Source organism: Rhizobium sp. NXC14, assembly GCF_002117485.1.
Lineage (GTDB): Bacteria > Pseudomonadota > Alphaproteobacteria > Rhizobiales > Rhizobiaceae > Rhizobium.
The window spans coordinates 689,852-706,283 of record NZ_CP021033.1; the positions used below are offsets into that span (position 1 = coordinate 689,852).

Sequence of the window (16,432 nt, forward strand, 5' to 3'; positions counted from 1 at the left end):
AGTCAAGAGAGCTTCGTGCTTTTATTTATGGATGGATCCGATGCTGACCATCACCGACGTGTCGCGACGCAGCGGCGTTGCCTCATCAGCTCTGCGCTTCTATGAGGAGCGTGGGCTGATCGCATCCGAGCGCGCCGGCTCGGGACACCGACGCTACCACCGGTCCGCATTGCGGCGGATCGCTTTCATCGTCTTTGCACAGCGGATCGGGCTGACGCTTGAGGAGATCGGCGCCGAGCTCGCTAAGCTGCCGGCCGATCGCGTACCGTCACGTCGGGATTGGTCGCGGCTGTCGAGCGCGTGGGCAAAGCGTATCGACCAGCGCATAGCCGAGTTACAGCGCCTACGGTCCGGTCTTGGCGAATGCATCGGTTGCGGCTGCCTGTCGATCGACCGATGTCGCTTGGCGAACCCTGCCGACGTGGCAGGGCGCAAAGGGCCGGGAGCGAGGTATTGGCTGGGTTGAATGAGCCTCCAATGATATGCCGAACGATCTTACGATCTTGCCGATTATTCAATGTGTCATGTCCCGACTTCACCTCCACACTGAAGATCGGCTTACGATTCGGCGACTCGGCTCCGGGCCACTGCCGCCGAAGAAGGTGAGAATGACGGAAAGCAAATTCCTGACCCCGGACTTCAGCAAATCTCTGCTTTTTCATTTGTCCGTCCTTCAAGAGGCCGGACTCTAATCCAATCTCGAGGAAATTACCCGTGGCAGGTCAACGGCGATCGAATTGGCGACTCGACTCCTCCAGAACTGGGCGTGGAATGAGGTGATCAGCTCAACGTATGAGCTGCAAGATCGGCTTTAACCCTGTCTATGGAGCGGTAAGGACACGCCGCTTGCCAAAGACGCTGTTCGACCGTTCAATCGCATCGGGCAAGATGAGCGACATTTGGCGAAAGCCATGTCGCGCGAAAAGGCCGACGCCCTCGCATACCTCTAAGGTGTAGACCTTGCTTGTTGCTCCTTTCGATTAGCTGTTCCACGGAGCGGGCAATCGGTCTTGGCAGATCTCCGGAGATAGCTGGATATTTGGGATCGCGCCCGACCGTCAGAATTCAGCTTTGGAGAACAATTCGACGATCCAGTCGAGGAAAACGCGTACCCGCGGCGAAAGCTGGCGGTTCTGCGGATAGAGCGCGGTAAGCGGTGTCGGCGGAGGAAGATAGTCGGCAAGGACCTCGACCAGCGTCCCTTCGTCCAGATCCCGCTGGAGGCGGTAACGCGGCGCCTGAATGAGGCCGAAGCCGAGGCGGGCGAGATCGGTCATGGTGTCGGAGTTGTTGACCGTCAGCCGGCACGGCAAGGATACGAAACGGACAGTGTTGCCGACCGTGAACTCGAGAGGCATGATCTGCCCGGTACGGGAGGATATGAAACCAACGGCGCGATGCCCCTCCATCGCGTCTGGGGAGCGTGGCATTCCGTGCCTTGATATATAGGCTGGGCTGGCACAGGTGATTTCAGCGATCATCCCGAGGCGACGCATGATGAAGCCGCTATCGGAAATCTCTCCGGCGCGGATGACGCAGTCGATACCTTCCCTGACGAGATCTACCAGCCGGTCGCCCTGCCCGATCTGCAGGTCCAGCAGAGGATACCGATCGAGGAACTCATTGAGTCGCGGCAACAGGAATGTGCGTGTCAGCAAAGGATGCGCATCGACGCGCAGCAGGCCGCGCGGTTGCATGTCACGGAAGACGTTTTCCGCCTCGTCCACCTCGGCGAGGATCGCCACACATCGCCTGTAGAAGGCTGCGCCGTCCAGTGTCGGCGCGACATGCCGGGTCGTTCGCTCAAGAAGGCGAACGCCGAGATCGCCTTCTAGCTTTTTAATCGCCTCGGTGGCCGTGGAACGGGCAAGCCCAAGGTCGGACGCCGCTGCGGCGAAGCTCCGCCGTTCAACGACCCGGATAAAGAGCTGCATGCGGTCAAGCCGATCCATATCTTTATTCACCACAGACGAATTCTCATGTCAAATGTTGGTGGATTGTTCTCCCGGGACACGATCGATATCTCCTGTTCCGTCATAAAGGAGAAGGTGACAATGAGCATCAAAGGGCAGCGCGTCGCTATCGTCACCGGCGCATCGAAAGGGATCGGCCGAGCCATTGCGCTTCGGCTGGCGCAAGACGGCATCGCCGTCGTGGTGAATTACGCAAAGAGCCGTCAGGCGGCTGATGCGGTCGTCGCAGACATTGAATCGGGCGGCGGGAAGGCTCTCGCAGTGCAGGCTGACATTAGCGCTCCGGCCGCAGCTGCCGATCTGTTCAGCGCGGCCGACGAGCGCTTCGGCGGGACCGACATACTGGTCAACAATGCCGGCATCATAAAGCTGGCTCCGATTGCCGATATGGACGACACGAGTTTCGAGCAGCAGATCTCCACAAACTTCACAGGGACATTCCGCGCCGTTCGCGAAGCAGCCCGTCGGCTCCGCGATGGTGGGCGCATCATCAATTTTTCTTCAAGCGTCGTCGGCGCTTACGGGCCGACTTACGGCGTCTATGCGGCAAGCAAAGCCGCCGTCGAGGCGATCACGCACGTCGCCGCGAAGGAACTCGGCCGGCGCGGCATTACCGTCAATGCGGTGGCGCCCGGTCCCGTCGAGACCGAACTGTTCATGTCCGGCAAGCCCGACGAGCTGGTCCAGAGAATCGTTGGTACCATTCCGCTCGGGCGCCTGGGCCAACCGGATGACATTGCCTCAGTCGTTTCCTTCCTGGCCGGCCCGGAAGGCGGTTGGGTGAACGGTCAGGTGTTACGCGCCAATGGCGGCATGATCTGAAGCAGAACCCACAAGAAAGGAGATTCCAATGCCATTCGTTAACATAAAGACACCTGAGGGCGCGCTTAGCCGCTCCCAGAAGGAAGAAATCGTGCACCGCGCCACCGACATGCTGGTGGAGTACTTCTCCGAGGCGGCACGGCCACACACGATGGTACTGATCGAGGAAGTGAAGGACGGCGGATACGGGCGTGCCGACGAGATTTTCATCCTTCCGGATGCCTATCGCGTCAAAGAAGACGGTTGATCCTGGAGTGCTCGGAGCTGGTGCGGAGGTTTCGCACCAGCTTGCATAACCACCGCAGAGGACGCCGGTCTGACGGTGCTAGAAGCGTGACCTGCCACGGCAATTTCCTGCAACGGGCGGCCGTCAGGATTTATGAGGGGATGATCGCACCGGGGACACGGTGGGGGCAATCTGGCGGGCGGATTGGTTACTCTTGCAGGTTGCTCAGCAGGTTTCGACTGCCTCATGTTCTTATTGGTATGGTCCGCGACGAAGGAACAAACACAAGGCCCGGGGAGTTAATGCGGTAGTCGGGCGTAAGCGTAATCGGAGCGTGGCGCTCTCCTCATCCCTCGGGTGTCCGAGGTTGCTTCCAGCTTTCGAGCTGTGACGCGGGGTTCGAATCCCTGCCCCGACAGCCATATCCGCTCAATCGAACAAAGCCTGCGATTTCTCGTCAGGATACCTGACCTATAGCACTCCTTCGCTCAGGGATGCCTGATCACCTCGCCATCGAGGCACTAACCTGCGGGCACAAGCTAGCTAAGCCTACGATCACTCGAAACAAAGATAGCTGAAATCATGCAGCCTCTCCACCAGTGATGGATGCTTCCCTCCGGCCACAGTGCTTTCACCCTCGCAGCCTTCTCCTCGTGAGTGTTTCTGTCATCCAATGCATAGTTCGGCACGACCCGGTTCGAAAACTTTTCATTTAGACCGAAGAAGGCCTCTATGTGCAAATGGTCGTCGTCCGCCAATCACACGAATGCGTCTTTCGAGTATCGAAGGAGAGCTTCTTTCGATGGCGCTGGGATCGTTTTCCTCACAAGACGCCAGGATGCTACCTGTCTCGAGGTCCAAACGACTCGTTTGCGCGGCGCAACTTATCCGGGCGCTGACCACTAGCTCTGACTGTGCCTCAGGCTTTCTATATTAGCCCAGTGGTCGTATCAGCCGCCTTGCGGGCGGACACGACGCCTCATGAAATTCGATGCGTTGAAGAGTTTGAAGGACTTCACGGCGCGTCGAACCCATCTCGTTGATCCTCATTAGCCAAGGAACCGTCGCGGCGCCCCGATTCATCGTTTCAAGCCAACTCGGCTAATGGAAAAGGATTACGGAACGCGGCGCATCAGTTCAAGTTCTACATCTGATGATCGCGCCGCATCCAAGAGGATGCGAGCTAGTACTAAACGTCAAATCTTTGCTCATTGGAGGAGGCTTTCCGATGAAGATCGCCCAGATCGCACCCCTTGCTGAAAGCGTCCCACCGAAGCTTTACGGCGGAACGGAGCGCATCGTCTCTTATCTGACAGACGAGCTGGTCCGTCAGGGCCACCAGGTCGCGCTTTTCGCCAGCGGCGACTCTGTTACTGACGCCAAACTGGTAGCGTGCTCGCGCATCGCCCTGCGTCTCAATCCTGCAGTCAGGGACCACGTGCCGCACCATATTGCCATGCTGGAGGAGGTTCGCCGCCGGGCACACGAATTCGATGTCCTACACTTCCACATTGATCTGCTGCATTTCCCATTGATTATGGACTTCGCAGACCGAACCGTGACGACGCTGCACGGACGGTTGGATCTACCGGACCTTCGAACATTCTACCAAGCCTTCCCGGACATACCGCTGGTGTCGATCTCAAACAATCAGCGACAGCCCATGCCGCCGGTCAACTGGGCCGGCACCGTTTACCATGGGCTCTCGGACGAGATTCTACCCTTCACCGCAAAGCCGAAAGGAAACTATCTTGCTTTCCTCGGGCGCATCTCGCCGGAGAAGCGACCCGATCGAGCCATCCAGATCGCTGCTAAAGCAGGGATCCCCCTGAAGATCGCGGCGAAGATCGACAATGTCGACAAGCATTACTGGGAAACCGTGATCGAGCCTCTGGTAAAGAGCCATCAAAACGTGGAGTTCGTCGGAGAGATCAACGAACATCAAAAGGCGGAGTTTCTCGGCAATGCCGGTGCATTGCTGTTCCCGATCGACTGGCCAGAACCCTTCGGAGTGGTGATGATCGAGTCTATGGCATGCGGCACCCCAGTCATTGCGTTTGGCTGCGGTTCCGTACCGGAAGTGATTGACGCCGGTGTCTCCGGCATAATCGTCGATACAGTCACCGAAGCCGTGGAAAACATCGACCGAGCGCTGCGCCTGGACCGCCGCAGAGTTCGCGCAACGTTCGAAAAGCGCTTTTCTGCAGAGCGCATGGCGCGCGATTATCTCGATATCTACCGAACTCTGCCAGGTGTACGTACCCATGGTGCACGCATGCGCCGTGCCACCAGGGCTGCTCTCGGGGTGCAGACCGCTGCATGATGGCGAAGAGAGGTAGGTGTCATTCGAATACGCGGGCAATGCCCCGGTCGTCTTCTTTAATCCGGAGGAGGTCGTTGCTGTGGGAGCTCTCCAGCTGGCGCGACCTTTCTCGTATCTGTCTTGGGGCGAAGGGGTGCTCTCCCCCGATAAGGTTGTTCAGAACAAATGGCAAAGGATATCAGATGACCGATAGCCGCGCCTTATTCGCTGCACGCGCTTTCAATTCTTCCAACCGGGTTCAGCCGCGCCGCCGCTGCCTAAACGAGTCCAACTTCGGTAAGTCGCTTTTTCGAGTGATCGTCATCCAGCATCTAGCGGCTTCCCCGCAACCGATGCCTGTGGGTGGCTGCGACACCGGTTTGAAGATCAACTGATTACCGGCGCTATCGATCTCGGTTTCGATTTACGATTTGGGGTATCGCTGCACCAATATGTACTTCGGCAGCCAGTTGACCGTGGTCGTCCCAAATCTCGATTGCCTGCGGGATTTCCGCCTGATTGGTTAAGGTGGCCCTGCCAACCAGTTCTCTGAGGGCTTCGCCGGCTTCTTCTCTTGCTGTGTTCAAGTCGGGGAATGTCTCACCTTCTGGATCTGGCACGACGTAATCAGCGTTTGATATAAAAATAGTACGAGCCGCTTCCTGCCGCTTTTGCGCGACGAAGCAACTCGTCTAATGTTTCTCCGTTATGTTCACACGCGGGAACTGCAACTGGCTTACCCGGCTTTGGCGGCGGGCCGATACAACATGCACCAGCGTCTCGCGAGATGGCTGCTTATGTGCCATGACCGTCTTCTCGTGGACGATATGCCTGTTACTCACGAGTTTTTGGCGTTGATGCTTGGCGTGAGGCGATCTGGGGTCACCGACCATCTGCACATCCTGGAGGGCATGCGGGCCATCAAGTCGACGCGAGGGAACGTCAAGATTTGGACCGCCAGATTCTGCTCGATGTTGCAGATGGTTGTTACGGCGCTCCGGAAGCCGAGTACGAACGGCTTCTGGGATCCCCGTCGCCCGACGACGCAAGGCCGGCAAGATTAAAGGGGGCGTGGAGTACGTGGTCCGGATCTACGATGGGTAATCAATAATCAGCCTCAACAAACTATCCTCATCCTTCACGCCATGTTGATACGACTGGATAATCCGACAGGCGAGGTCCTGGCGCTGCGGATCCGAGGTGATCTGCTTCACCGAGACGACGTGATCGAAGACCCTTTGGCAGAGGGCCACTTCGGCTTCATTCAAAACGCTCTGGGTTTGGAATACTTGGGACGGGATCATAACGCCCTTACTCCCCGATGCTAAGGTAGGGCGGGAATGCAAAGGTTCAACTTGGCAGGATGTCTTGAGGCGTCGGGCCGTGCGGAGCGTCGCTTGGGAGCGGACCGGTGAATTGACTCCGCACGACCCAACAGCGGATCGTAAGAGGAAGGCATTACGCGAACTGAACTAACTGGCTTTCTCCCGCGATCCGGTGAGTTAACCTCATTGTCCCAATGTGGTTCCGGTACGATGCCGGACAAAAAAAGCCCCGCCGAAACGGGGCAAGTCTTGACAACGGATCGCACAGGAGGAACACCCGTGCTTTCCTGTTACTTCAACGATAGAGAAACTGACTAAGTTCCACTACCGCGTTGGACATGGTTTAACTCAGCTTGGCAAGTGTTATTTGCTTCGCCAGGGAGGTTCTGACTGGATACGCAGCAACATTGCTAAAACCTCCCTGGCGTCCTCTCGACAAGGATGAAGAAAATCTAGCTCGAATCTTACTAGGAAAAAGACGGACTAAGGTCGGGCTTTCGGGCGCCGTGGTTTTGTAGTGCAGTTCCAGTAACATGCCGGCAAAAAGCCCCGCATTCTCGCGGGGCATCTTGTACAATCCTTGCCGCCAGCAGGGGGTGACGCGACAATGTAGAACAGGATGACATGGTTCTGAAGATGGTCAATTAGCTCTAACTTGCTAATCTGGCTGCGGAATCCATTCCGTTACTCGCACCAGTCATTTCGCTGCCCCGGGTTCCACGTCCGAGCAAAATCCTTCCTGAAGCAGCGAACGACTGTGCATAGGCGTCCCTTTTGCGCTATCGTCGTGCCATGCGGTTCGGAACCAATTCTCTTGCTCCTTTGACAATCGACGAATGGACGAACACCGTGAAACTACACGCGAAGGCGATAGCAGTCGGGCCCGAGGTGTCGCCATTCTGCAGAGCGCCTGTGTGGCGCGGCTGCGGACGAAGGCACCCTCAATGCGGATGACAGACATCGGACGGCTTAGTCGCCGCTGTGCGGAGCGCTTCCAATTAGTGGTGAACGCAATGAGGACGGCGGGCCTCCCTGAATAACCGAAGGCTGCGAAAGAGGATTTTGGATTAGTTTTGGGACGCAAAATCCTACGATGAACGATCCTCCGGTATATTCAACGGAGGAAATCCAAATGGCCGGGAATTTTGATCAGGCACTTGTCTCTGCCCGTGTTAACGAACGAGTGGCGATGACACCGTTCGGCGCTCAGATGTTCATTCACGCCTTGGCGTCGGAAACAACGGGCTCCCCACACTCATATACGGGAAGCGGAAATGTTCAGAGTGTTGGCCAGCACCTATCGCTTCTGGTGCGGTGGCGAAGTCTTTGACGCGCGCCTGGTACCATCATCATCCTTCCACCGCATGTCGAGCACGCGTGTCGCAATATCGGAAACGAGATCGGCCAGATGCTTGGGATCGTCACTCCCGGCGAATGCGAGGGAATGTTCCGCGACATTGCCGTACTTGGTAAAGGCGCAACGATAGAGGAGATCAACGCAGGAATCAAGATACGGCATCGTAAACGCGCACACCACGATGCTGAGTGGCACGCCTACACCTAGCGTATGTCCCTCGAGAATAGCGTCATAGTTGCATCGAGACGACGCGTCTCTAAAGCTGCACCCTCAGAAGTCCGTGGAGACCGATACATTGCGCCATTCAGCGATGATCTCGGCATCTGACGTGTGTTTCGCTTCGATCGCAGCTACCGTGTCGCTTCCGAATGGCATGCGGACCGGTGGCTGATCGGTGTCCGCAAAGGCGACGACCTGCCGAGCGAACTTTTCCGGATCCCCTGGCTGGTTGTGATTGAGCGACGCCGCGCGTTCGCGGACGGCACCCGCCGTTCCATCATAGTCTCGGATCCGATTGCCGCTGGCAGAGAGCGAGCTGGAGTCGAGGAAGTCCGTCCGAAAGTAGCCGGGTTCGATCGCGGTCACGTGGATTCCCAACGGTTGCAGCTCCGCGTGGAGCGCCTCCGATAGTCCTTCGACAGCGAACTTCGTGGAGCAGTAGACGCCGAATCCTGCGCCGGCGCGGTAGCCGCCGATCGACGAGATGTTGAGGATGCGTCCGGATCTCTGCACCCGCATTTGTGGGAGGACAGCACGCGTGACGTTCAGCAGACCGAAGACGTTCGTGCGATAGAGACGTTCAACTTCTTCTGCGCTGGCTTCCTCGACCGCGCCAACGAGACCGAATCCCGCGTTGTTCAGGAGCACGTCTATGCTGCCGAAACGCTCGAGGGCCTGTCGGGCTGCCTCTCGCGCCTGTTCTTCGCTCGTCACATCCAGTGCGGCCGCGAACAGACAGCGCCGTTCTCCAAAGTTATCCGTGATCGATCCTGCACTGCGGGCAGTCGCGACGACGTTGTCACCACGTTCAAGTGCAAGCTTCGCAATGCGGGCGCCGAACCCGCGGGATGCTCCGGTTATGAACCATGTCTTCATCTCAGTTTTCTTTCGGGCTTCCGGTGCCAGCAGCCCAAGCGTCGAAGGCCTTCTGGACCGTTGCCTTGTTTGCGGCCTTGTCGGCAGCGACTGCGGCTCCTGCGACGATGAAGATTAAATGGAGGCCGCACACGCGATGGCCCGCAGAGTTGCCACCAATAGCTTGCTTTTGCTCATCTCAGAGTCCCCTTGGAAGGAGTTGGATTACCGCCGGGCGGAATCCCGACGGCGTAGGTGTGCGGCGGGGGCAACGCCGCGATGTCCTAGATCTGAGCTTCCCAGGCTTTGAGCTGGTGATCCCTCAGCATGTCCTCGATGACCTTCGGGCATACGTTCCGGAACTTGCCCGTATCAGCCGGAACGATCTCGATCATGCGATCGATCATTTCCTTGGGATCCATCTTGCCTTCAGGTGTCGCGAAGAAGTCGTCGAAGCCTTTTCGGAGATCGGCACGCTTGGTGAAGTTCTTGCTGTCGTCCATCCAGCGGAACGGATTGTCGGCCATGGTCTCGTTGTAGCCCGTATAGTAGGCGCCGGGATTGATGGTCTGGATCTTGATCCCGTAGGCGGCGAGTTCCTGCTGCAGGGCCTCGGCAATGGATTCCAGCGCATGCTTCGTAGAGACGTAGGTGCCCCAGTTCGCCGGCGTGAACAGGCCGCCCATTGAGGACGTGAACACAACCTTCTTTCCCTTATGCTTGCCCTCGCGGATCCAGCGCTGGACCACGCCCTGCGTGAGCGTCAGCGGAAGGAAGACGTTCATTTCGAAGTTGCGGCGGACAAGGTCGACTGGGATTTCCCAGACCGGACCCGGCTCTCCCTGTCCGGCATTGTTCCAGAGGACGTCGAAGTCCCATCCCTGGGCCTGCTTGATGTCGTACGGATCCGTGAGGTCGAGCCGCTCGACCCGGATGCGTCCACCGAGATCTAGCTTCGCCACTTCCTCGCGCATGGCAGTTACCATTGGCGAGACTTGGCAGGTCGCGATGATCTTGTGGCCGTTCCGGGCCATGCCGATGGCTGCCGCCTTGCCGAAGCCTGAACCAGCGCCAGTGATGAGAATGGTCTTGGACATGCTAATCTCCTCTTTTTGGTTTGGTTGGTGTGGACGGCGTCAAGTCGGCTCGAAGCCAGCGAGCGCAGCGCGGGCAACTTCCATATCCTGCTGCACCGCGCCACCGGAAACGCCCACGGCTCCAAGAAAGGTGCCGTCAGGTGCAGAAATTGGAAGTCCACCGCCGAAGACGACGAGACCGCCGTTGGTCTGCTCCAAACCTGGCGACCCTCCGCCGGGCTTGCAAAACTCTCCGACCTCCTCTGTCGTCATCTGGAAAAGGGCCGCCGTTTTCGCTTTTCCGACGGCGATGTCGATCGAGCCCAGTAGCGCGCCATCCATCCGACTGAACGCCTTGAGTTGTGCTCCTGCATCGAGCACCGCGATGTTGACCGGAACACCGATTGCCTTCGCCCGGGCTTCCCCGGCTGCGATGATCGAGCGAGCTTGGTGAGATGAAATCTGCATGGTCACTCCCCACGGTTCGAACGCCATCCCCGCGTCCACGGAATGGAAGATACCCGGCATTTCGGCGCTGGCGATGTATGTGGGTGCTGCTTTGTGTACGTGAGTGCTGCTTTGCGGCCGCTCAGAAATTACCCGCTTCAAGGGCGCGAACCTAAAATAGAGAGGCTCGCAGCCGTCACGTCTTGTGCTTGCGCCGCCATTCCCCGGGCGTGACATTGAAGCGCCTCAGGAACACTCTGGTGAAGTGGCTATGGTCGGCGAATCCGCAGTCTTCGGCTAGTGACTGGATCGTGAGTTCTGTGGCGACGAGCAATCTCGTAGCTTTCTCCAGCCGCTGATGCTGGAGCCATTTCATCGGCGACCTCCCTGTGCTGATCTTGAACGACCTCGCAAGGTGCGCACGGGAGACCCCCGCTTCCTTGGCAAGGACCTCGAGGCCGATGCTGCCGTTGATGTTCGCCAGCAACAGATCCTTTACCCGCCGCTCCTGCCACGGAGCCAACCCGCCCTTGACTGTACGAAACTCGATCGCCTGTTCCCCGTAGGAGGCGGTCAGGTGGGTCATGAGGGTGAGGGTCAGTTGATCGAGGAAGAGGCGCGGTACGAGACTGGGCTGCTCGAAGGCTGGCACGAAGCATTCCATCAGGTTTCGCACAATGGTGTCCGAATGGCCGAGGACGTCTCTGTCCCGGAGCGTTGAGAACGGACCGAGGTCATTTTCACGATGAAATTCCAATATTGTCTTATGGGAGGCGAACATGGAAATGCAGTCCACGTCGCCAGCCTCTACAGCGCTATAGCGTCTCCGAAGGTCGAGAAGCAGGAATTCTCCGGGATCGAGTGGAACGGATGTGGCTGGCTTGCCGTCGATCCAGCGAGGGCGAGCAGGCAGGTGTTTCCTCTGGTAGCAGATCAGGTAGCCATCCGCCTGCTCCAATTGGACGGGGATGCCGTTGTCGTCGTGACGCCATTTGAGCCTGCCGAACGTTGCGTCCCGCAGTGCAAGCTGGCTCATCTCTAGTGACGAGGGTCGCTCGACACCCTTAAACCTGTCCGGACTTTGCACTTCCTTCTTCGACATTGCAAACCTCTGGTACATTCAGAACCAGGTAGACCCCGCCACGTTCTCTGAGGTGCGGAGCCGGCGGAATTGTACTTTCGACAGATTGAAGGAGCTACATCTTCAGTTCTCCGGGCGTAGCTATGCTCAAGGCGATGTGGCTAAGTTCGAGCAACGACGGGCGTTCGACGCCTTGGGAACGATCTGGACATCGGATCGCCTTCTGCATCAGTCTTGCCACCAATCGATGCCGCGAAAGAAGATATCAAAGCCGATTAGGAAATCTATCCGCTTAGATTTCAGGGAGTGGGTAGTCTGCTTTCGTTCCTGGCACACTGTCGAAATGTTCGGCACCGCCGAACAACAGAATTGCTCTCGAACCACTAATTTGAACAGCTCGCCTGAAGTAAATCATTGTCATCGACCCCGGCATCGAGTCCGTCCAACACCGCAAAAAGGAATTCATTATGTTCAGACTTGCCAACAAGACCGCCCTCATCACCGGGGGCACCAGCGGCATCGGCCTTGAAACGGCCCGACAGTTCGTCGCCGAAGGCGCGCGCGTCGCCGTGACAGGCAGCAGCGCGGCCAGCGTAGAGAAGGCTCGCAAGGAACTTGGTGACGATGTCATCGTCATCCAGTCCGACGCGGGCAACATCGATAGCCAGAAGGATGTCTTCCGCCAAGTGAAGGAAGCCTTTGGTCACCTCGACATCCTGTTCGTGAATGCCGGCATCGCTCAATTTGGCCCGGTCGAGAGCTGGTCGGAAGTCGATTTCGACAAGTCGTTTGCGACGAACGTGAAGGGACCCTATTTCCTGATCCAGGCCCTCCTGCCGATCTTTTCAAAGGGCGCATCGATCGTGCTGAACACCTCGATCAACGCTCATATCGGGATGCCCAACTCCAGCGTCTATTCCCTGACCAAGGGCGCGCTCCTGACGTTGGCGAAGACGCTGTCCGGTGAACTGGTTGGTCGCGGCATCCGGGTCAACGCTATTAGCCCGGGCCCGATCGCGACCCCGCTATACGGAAAGCTCGGCATGTCGGAGGCCGAGATGAAATCGATGGCCGAAGGTGTGCAGAACCAAATCCCGGTCGGGCGTTTTGGTGACGTGTCGGAAGTGGCGAAGACCGTGGTCTTCTTCGCATCTGACGAGGCGTCCTATATCGTCGGCAGCGAGCTCGTCATCGACGGCGGCATGAGTAACCTTTAATCGAAGTCCAACCTCGCAGGAGCGGAACATGCAGATCGACCTTAAAGGAAAGACAGCCCTGGTGACAGGATCCACGGAAGGCATCGGCTACGCGATCGCACGACAGCTCGCGAGAGCCGGCGCGGACATCGTCGTCAACGGCAGATCCGAAGAAAAGACCGCGAAGGCCGCCGAACGGCTGAAGAGTGAAGGTGCCAAGGGCGGCGTGACCGCAGTCGCGGCCGATGTCGCGACTGCCGAGGGATGCCGTGCGCTCGTAGCGAAGCTGCCTTATGTCGACATCCTCATCAACAATGCCGGGATCTTCCAGCCGAGCGACTTCTTCGACACCACCGACGAGGTCTGGGACCGACACTGGCAGGTAAACGTCATGTCGGCAGTTCGGCTATCCCGCGCGTATCTGCCAGGCATGCAGGAGGCCAACTGGGGCCGCGTCATCTTCATCGCGTCGGAATCCGGCTTCAACATTCCCGTCGAGATGATCCACTACGGCGTCAGCAAGACAGCCGATATCGCCGTCGCCCGAGGGCTTGCCAAGCGCATGGCGGGCACTGGAGTGACGGTGAACTCGGTTCTCCCCGGCCCCACTCTGTCTGAAGGCGTCGAAGCAATGCTCGCCGGTGAGCGTGAAAAGACCGGCAAGACGATCGAGGAGGTAGCCGCCGACTTCGTCAAGAAGCACCGGAGCAGCTCCCTCATTCAGCGTGCAGCAAGCGTCGAGGAGATCGCGAACATCGTGACGTACTTGGCTTCGCCCCTAGCATCGGCCACTACCGGCGCATCGATGCGAGTGGACGGCGGTTTGATTGACACGCTGTAATATGTGCTGGAGGAACTCGAGGATCAATGGCTTCTGACAACGTAGGCGGTAATGTGAAAAATAGCCATGTTGTCAGGACCTTCGCCTGCTCCGCTCCGGCGGGGATCCCCTTACTACGACAACCACCACTGATCTTGATATCGAGTTTTAAAACTTAAATATCTGGTGTAAACTCAACGATTAGCTGCAAGAACTTGAGTGGATGTCGGATCGCCGGATTGCATCCCCGGCCTGCTAGGCATGGTCTCAACTACCCTGATCGACCAACGCGGTCGTCGGCCATCATGTCGATGTCGCCAGCTCGACGGCTGCCAAGCTCGACGCCTCAATGGACCGAGTCCTCTCCTAGGGTTCGAGATCACATCTGGATCGCACACCGCAATGCCGTCAGTGGATCGCCAGCTGAAGACGATGGCCCACCATCTGCGCATGGCGCTGACGCTCAACTACGGCGTTGCAACAGTCGCATCATTACCGGCCAGTGATCGCTCACACCGTGCCCGGTTTTAGGATCGAAGCGGCGAGGCTCGGTGAATCTTTTGTTATCCTCGTCCACTGCAATCTGTTCGGGGTGAACAACCACCGTCCCAAAACTACCCAGGTCCGCGAACCAATTCTGCTCTGACGGACGCGTCGCGCTTAGCTCGGGGGACACCAGGATCATGTCGAGGAACGACCATGTATTCCAGTTCTCCATCGCGCGATCTACATACTTAGTCGACCCCGGGGCATTGCAGCCGTGCGTGGCGAGCGGCGACACATACCAGTTTTCCCGCTGTAGCAGACGAGCGAAACCCTCCGTCGGCGATTCGTTGCAACTTACGTTGAAGTCGCCGGCGGTGATCGCCAAACTTCCGGCCGGTAACGCAGCTGCGAGTGTGCTGAGCGTCTTGACTGCCCTCGCTCTGCATTCGAAGGGGCTTGCGCGCCGCCGAGTTTCGATCCGATCCCGTCGTCCCCTTGGCCGGATGGCGGCGATGGTGGAAGTGAGGCCACGCGAGCAGATCATTCAAGCGTGGAGCCCTCGCAACCGACCTTCATAGTGATACGACTTCCGTCATGGCTTCTAGCGGACCGCTTGAAAAAACACGCCCTTCGATTGGTCGGAAAGCGGAGGCTGCGGTCGCGTTACGGCTCCTTGACCTCACCTGGTCATATTCGGCCTGCGAGGCACGCCGCTAAGCGACACCGCTGCTAAGAGCCGTAGGTTAGGCTACCGCCAGGCAGGACCGCATCGATTTCCGGCACGCCAAAGGAAAGACAGCCAGCCTTTCGGGCTATAAGCCCTCCAGCGAGGCGATGGCTCGCGCAGATCGGAAATCACCGTTTCGCAGGTAGCACTCATCGTTCACGGCCCCCTGCAAGGTCGTGTTGGCGACCGTCATCATGTCGAGCAAAAATTCGGAGGTTCTGGTAAAAAGATTGGCGCAACGACGCGTCCTTTCGGTATCCACCTTGAGACGGCCGACCACTTGCTTTATATGATGCGTGATGATTGATGCGCGATGAGGCGGACATGAGAACGACCTTAGCGATTGACGACGATGTCCTGATCGCCGCAAAAGCGATGGCAACCCAGCAGCACCGGAGCGTCGGCGAAGTCATTTCTGAGCTGGCGAGACGCTCTCTGCGCCGCCCCCCCAGCAGTGGCGAGCGCAACGGCATTCCTCTACTTTCAACTCGGCCGGAGGCGCCGCCAGTGACACTCGAAATCGTGAACGCCTTGCGTGACGAGCTGCCGTGACTTTCCTGGTCGACGTCAATGTGCTGATTGCGTTAATCGATCCGGGCCATGTTGCCCATGATGATGCGCACGAATGGTTCGCGGCGATGGGTCAGACCGCGTGGGCTACCTGCCCCATTACCGAAAATGGTGTCATCCGGATTGTCGGCAACCCCAAATATCCCAACTCTCCCGGTTCACCGTCACTCGTGATGGAGATCTTCCGCAAATTGCGGTCGCTCCCCGGTCACAGTTTTTGGCCGGACGATGTGAGCCTTGTCTGGTCAGGTGATATCGCTCCCACGAAAATTCTAACATCGCGACAGGTAACTGACACCTACCTGCTTGCCCTAGCCAAGGTGCATGGGGGGCAGCTGGCGACATTCGATCGCAAGCTGTCGACAGCAGCGGTTACAAGGGGCAATTCTGCCTTGCACCTGATCACCACGAGTAGATCGTGAGTTCCCGTCGAGCCATTATGCGATCAATTTAGCCCAGAACGTGAACATCCTTGCAACACGGCGTCCACGAGGCTTCGTGAACAACGCCTGGCTTCGGACGCCGGCCTCGGCGCCAGCCACGACGTGGATGGCCGGCATCCGAAACCCTGCACCGAAGCAGACTCTAAGAGCGAAGTCGTTGTGGCCGCTTTGCGCCCCCGTAACAGTCGTGGAGATTGCCTTCGTGGATTACTTAAAGCAGAACCTTGCCGGCGATGCGCCGCTTGCGCAAGCCGGAGGAAATCGCCGCGGCGATCAACTTTTTGCTCACTGATGACGCCGCGTTTACAACCGGATATGTGCTGCAAGTCGATGGCGGAGCGGAAGGCAGCGATTGGAGTGCCATACTCGGCCTAGAGACCACTTCGAGCCTAATCCCCTTTCGCTGCTTTGAAGTTATGGTGAGCTTGCCGGCAATTTCACCTGACATCTCGAGCCTTAAGGAACGGGCTCAGCATAGTGCCCCCGGCGCGGGATAATTCCCGGACC

At 58.1% G+C, this 16,432-nt stretch carries 16 protein-coding genes and 3 pseudogenes; 11 read left to right on the top strand and 8 right to left on the bottom strand.

Going from position 1 to position 16,432, the window contains the following annotated elements:
• Positions 1-31 precede the first annotated feature (31 nt).
• On the top strand, positions 32-466 hold the full coding sequence (gene soxR / locus NXC14_RS31240) for a redox-sensitive transcriptional activator SoxR (protein WP_085781855.1): 435 nt from the start codon (positions 32-34) through the stop codon (positions 464-466).
• A 592-nt stretch (positions 467-1,058) separates the two neighbouring features.
• Here soxR and NXC14_RS31245 read toward each other — a convergent pair.
• The gene (locus NXC14_RS31245; protein ID WP_085781856.1) at positions 1,059-1,952 is read right to left on the bottom strand and encodes a LysR family transcriptional regulator; all 894 of its coding nucleotides are present in this window, start codon (positions 1,950-1,952) and stop codon (positions 1,059-1,061) included.
• A gap of 102 nt (positions 1,953-2,054) precedes the next feature.
• Between NXC14_RS31245 and NXC14_RS31250 the strand changes: the two genes are divergently transcribed.
• The 5 genes and pseudogenes from NXC14_RS31250 to NXC14_RS31265 all read left to right on the top strand — a co-directional run.
• Positions 2,055-2,795 (top strand): SDR family oxidoreductase, encoded by a 741-nt coding sequence (locus NXC14_RS31250; RefSeq protein WP_085781857.1) that lies wholly within the window; start codon positions 2,055-2,057, stop codon positions 2,793-2,795.
• A 28-nt stretch (positions 2,796-2,823) separates the two neighbouring features.
• Positions 2,824-3,042: a 4-oxalocrotonate tautomerase family protein gene (locus NXC14_RS31255; RefSeq protein WP_085781858.1), complete on the top strand. Its 219-nt coding sequence runs from the start codon at positions 2,824-2,826 to the stop codon at positions 3,040-3,042.
• A gap of 1,207 nt (positions 3,043-4,249) precedes the next feature.
• Positions 4,250-5,344, top strand: a complete 1,095-nt coding sequence (locus NXC14_RS31260; RefSeq protein ID WP_085781859.1) for a glycosyltransferase family 4 protein — start codon at positions 4,250-4,252, stop codon at positions 5,342-5,344.
• A 182-nt stretch (positions 5,345-5,526) separates the two neighbouring features.
• Positions 5,527-5,718, top strand: a complete 192-nt coding sequence (locus tag NXC14_RS32810; protein WP_157131527.1) for a hypothetical protein — start codon at positions 5,527-5,529, stop codon at positions 5,716-5,718.
• Positions 5,719-6,015: 297 nt separating this feature from the next.
• A pseudogene (locus NXC14_RS31265) lies at positions 6,016-6,434 on the top strand (helix-turn-helix domain-containing protein); the annotation flags it as partial.
• Here the strand turns inward: NXC14_RS31265 and NXC14_RS31270 are convergent.
• From NXC14_RS31270 to NXC14_RS31295, 5 genes are all read right to left on the bottom strand, one after another.
• A complete protein-coding gene (locus NXC14_RS31270) occupies positions 6,415-6,627 on the bottom strand; it encodes a hypothetical protein (protein ID WP_085781860.1) in 213 nt (70 codons plus the stop codon). The pseudogene NXC14_RS31265 and the gene NXC14_RS31270 sit on opposite strands and share 20 nt — an antisense overlap.
• Before the next feature lie 1,648 nt (positions 6,628-8,275).
• Positions 8,276-9,100 carry an oxidoreductase gene (locus NXC14_RS31280; RefSeq protein WP_085781861.1) on the bottom strand — a complete coding sequence of 275 codons (825 nt, stop codon included), beginning with the start codon at positions 9,098-9,100 and terminating at the stop codon, positions 8,276-8,278.
• A gap of 263 nt (positions 9,101-9,363) precedes the next feature.
• Positions 9,364-10,176 carry an SDR family oxidoreductase gene (locus tag NXC14_RS31285; protein ID WP_085781862.1) on the bottom strand — a complete coding sequence of 271 codons (813 nt, stop codon included), beginning with the start codon at positions 10,174-10,176 and terminating at the stop codon, positions 9,364-9,366.
• Positions 10,177-10,215: 39 nt separating this feature from the next.
• Entirely contained in the window at positions 10,216-10,650 is a 435-nt protein-coding gene (locus NXC14_RS31290) for a heme-binding protein (RefSeq protein ID WP_245362239.1), read from the bottom strand.
• 148 nt (positions 10,651-10,798) lie between these two features.
• On the bottom strand, positions 10,799-11,704 hold the full coding sequence (locus NXC14_RS31295) for an AraC family transcriptional regulator (protein WP_085782078.1): 906 nt from the start codon (positions 11,702-11,704) through the stop codon (positions 10,799-10,801).
• A 446-nt stretch (positions 11,705-12,150) separates the two neighbouring features.
• Here NXC14_RS31295 and NXC14_RS31300 point away from each other — a divergent pair, with 446 nt between their 5' ends.
• Together NXC14_RS31300 and NXC14_RS31305 are read left to right on the top strand one after the other, a co-directional pair.
• On the top strand, positions 12,151-12,900 hold the full coding sequence (locus tag NXC14_RS31300; protein ID WP_085781863.1) for an SDR family oxidoreductase: 750 nt from the start codon (positions 12,151-12,153) through the stop codon (positions 12,898-12,900).
• A 28-nt stretch (positions 12,901-12,928) separates the two neighbouring features.
• A complete protein-coding gene (locus NXC14_RS31305) occupies positions 12,929-13,720 on the top strand; it encodes an SDR family oxidoreductase (RefSeq protein ID WP_085781864.1) in 792 nt (263 codons plus the stop codon).
• A 442-nt stretch (positions 13,721-14,162) separates the two neighbouring features.
• Here the strand turns inward: NXC14_RS31305 and NXC14_RS31310 are convergent, their stop codons facing one another.
• Both NXC14_RS31310 and NXC14_RS33810 read right to left on the bottom strand, forming a co-directional pair.
• Positions 14,163-14,570, bottom strand: a complete 408-nt coding sequence (locus tag NXC14_RS31310; RefSeq protein ID WP_085781865.1) for a hypothetical protein — start codon at positions 14,568-14,570, stop codon at positions 14,163-14,165.
• Between the two features lie 347 nt (positions 14,571-14,917).
• A pseudogene (locus NXC14_RS33810) lies at positions 14,918-15,065 on the bottom strand (damage-inducible mutagenesis protein); the annotation flags it as partial.
• Positions 15,066-15,236: 171 nt separating this feature from the next.
• Here NXC14_RS33810 and NXC14_RS31320 point away from each other — a divergent pair.
• The 3 genes and pseudogenes from NXC14_RS31320 to NXC14_RS33815 form a co-directional block, all read left to right on the top strand.
• Positions 15,237-15,464: a CopG family transcriptional regulator gene (locus NXC14_RS31320; protein ID WP_157131529.1), complete on the top strand. Its 228-nt coding sequence runs from the start codon at positions 15,237-15,239 to the stop codon at positions 15,462-15,464.
• The gene (locus NXC14_RS31325) at positions 15,461-15,904 is read left to right on the top strand and encodes a TA system VapC family ribonuclease toxin (RefSeq protein ID WP_085781866.1); all 444 of its coding nucleotides are present in this window, start codon (positions 15,461-15,463) and stop codon (positions 15,902-15,904) included. The genes NXC14_RS31320 and NXC14_RS31325 overlap by 4 nt, the downstream gene beginning before the upstream one ends.
• A 254-nt stretch (positions 15,905-16,158) precedes the next feature.
• Positions 16,159-16,266: pseudogene (locus tag NXC14_RS33815) on the top strand (SDR family oxidoreductase); the annotation flags it as partial.
• Positions 16,267-16,432 lie beyond the last annotated feature (166 nt).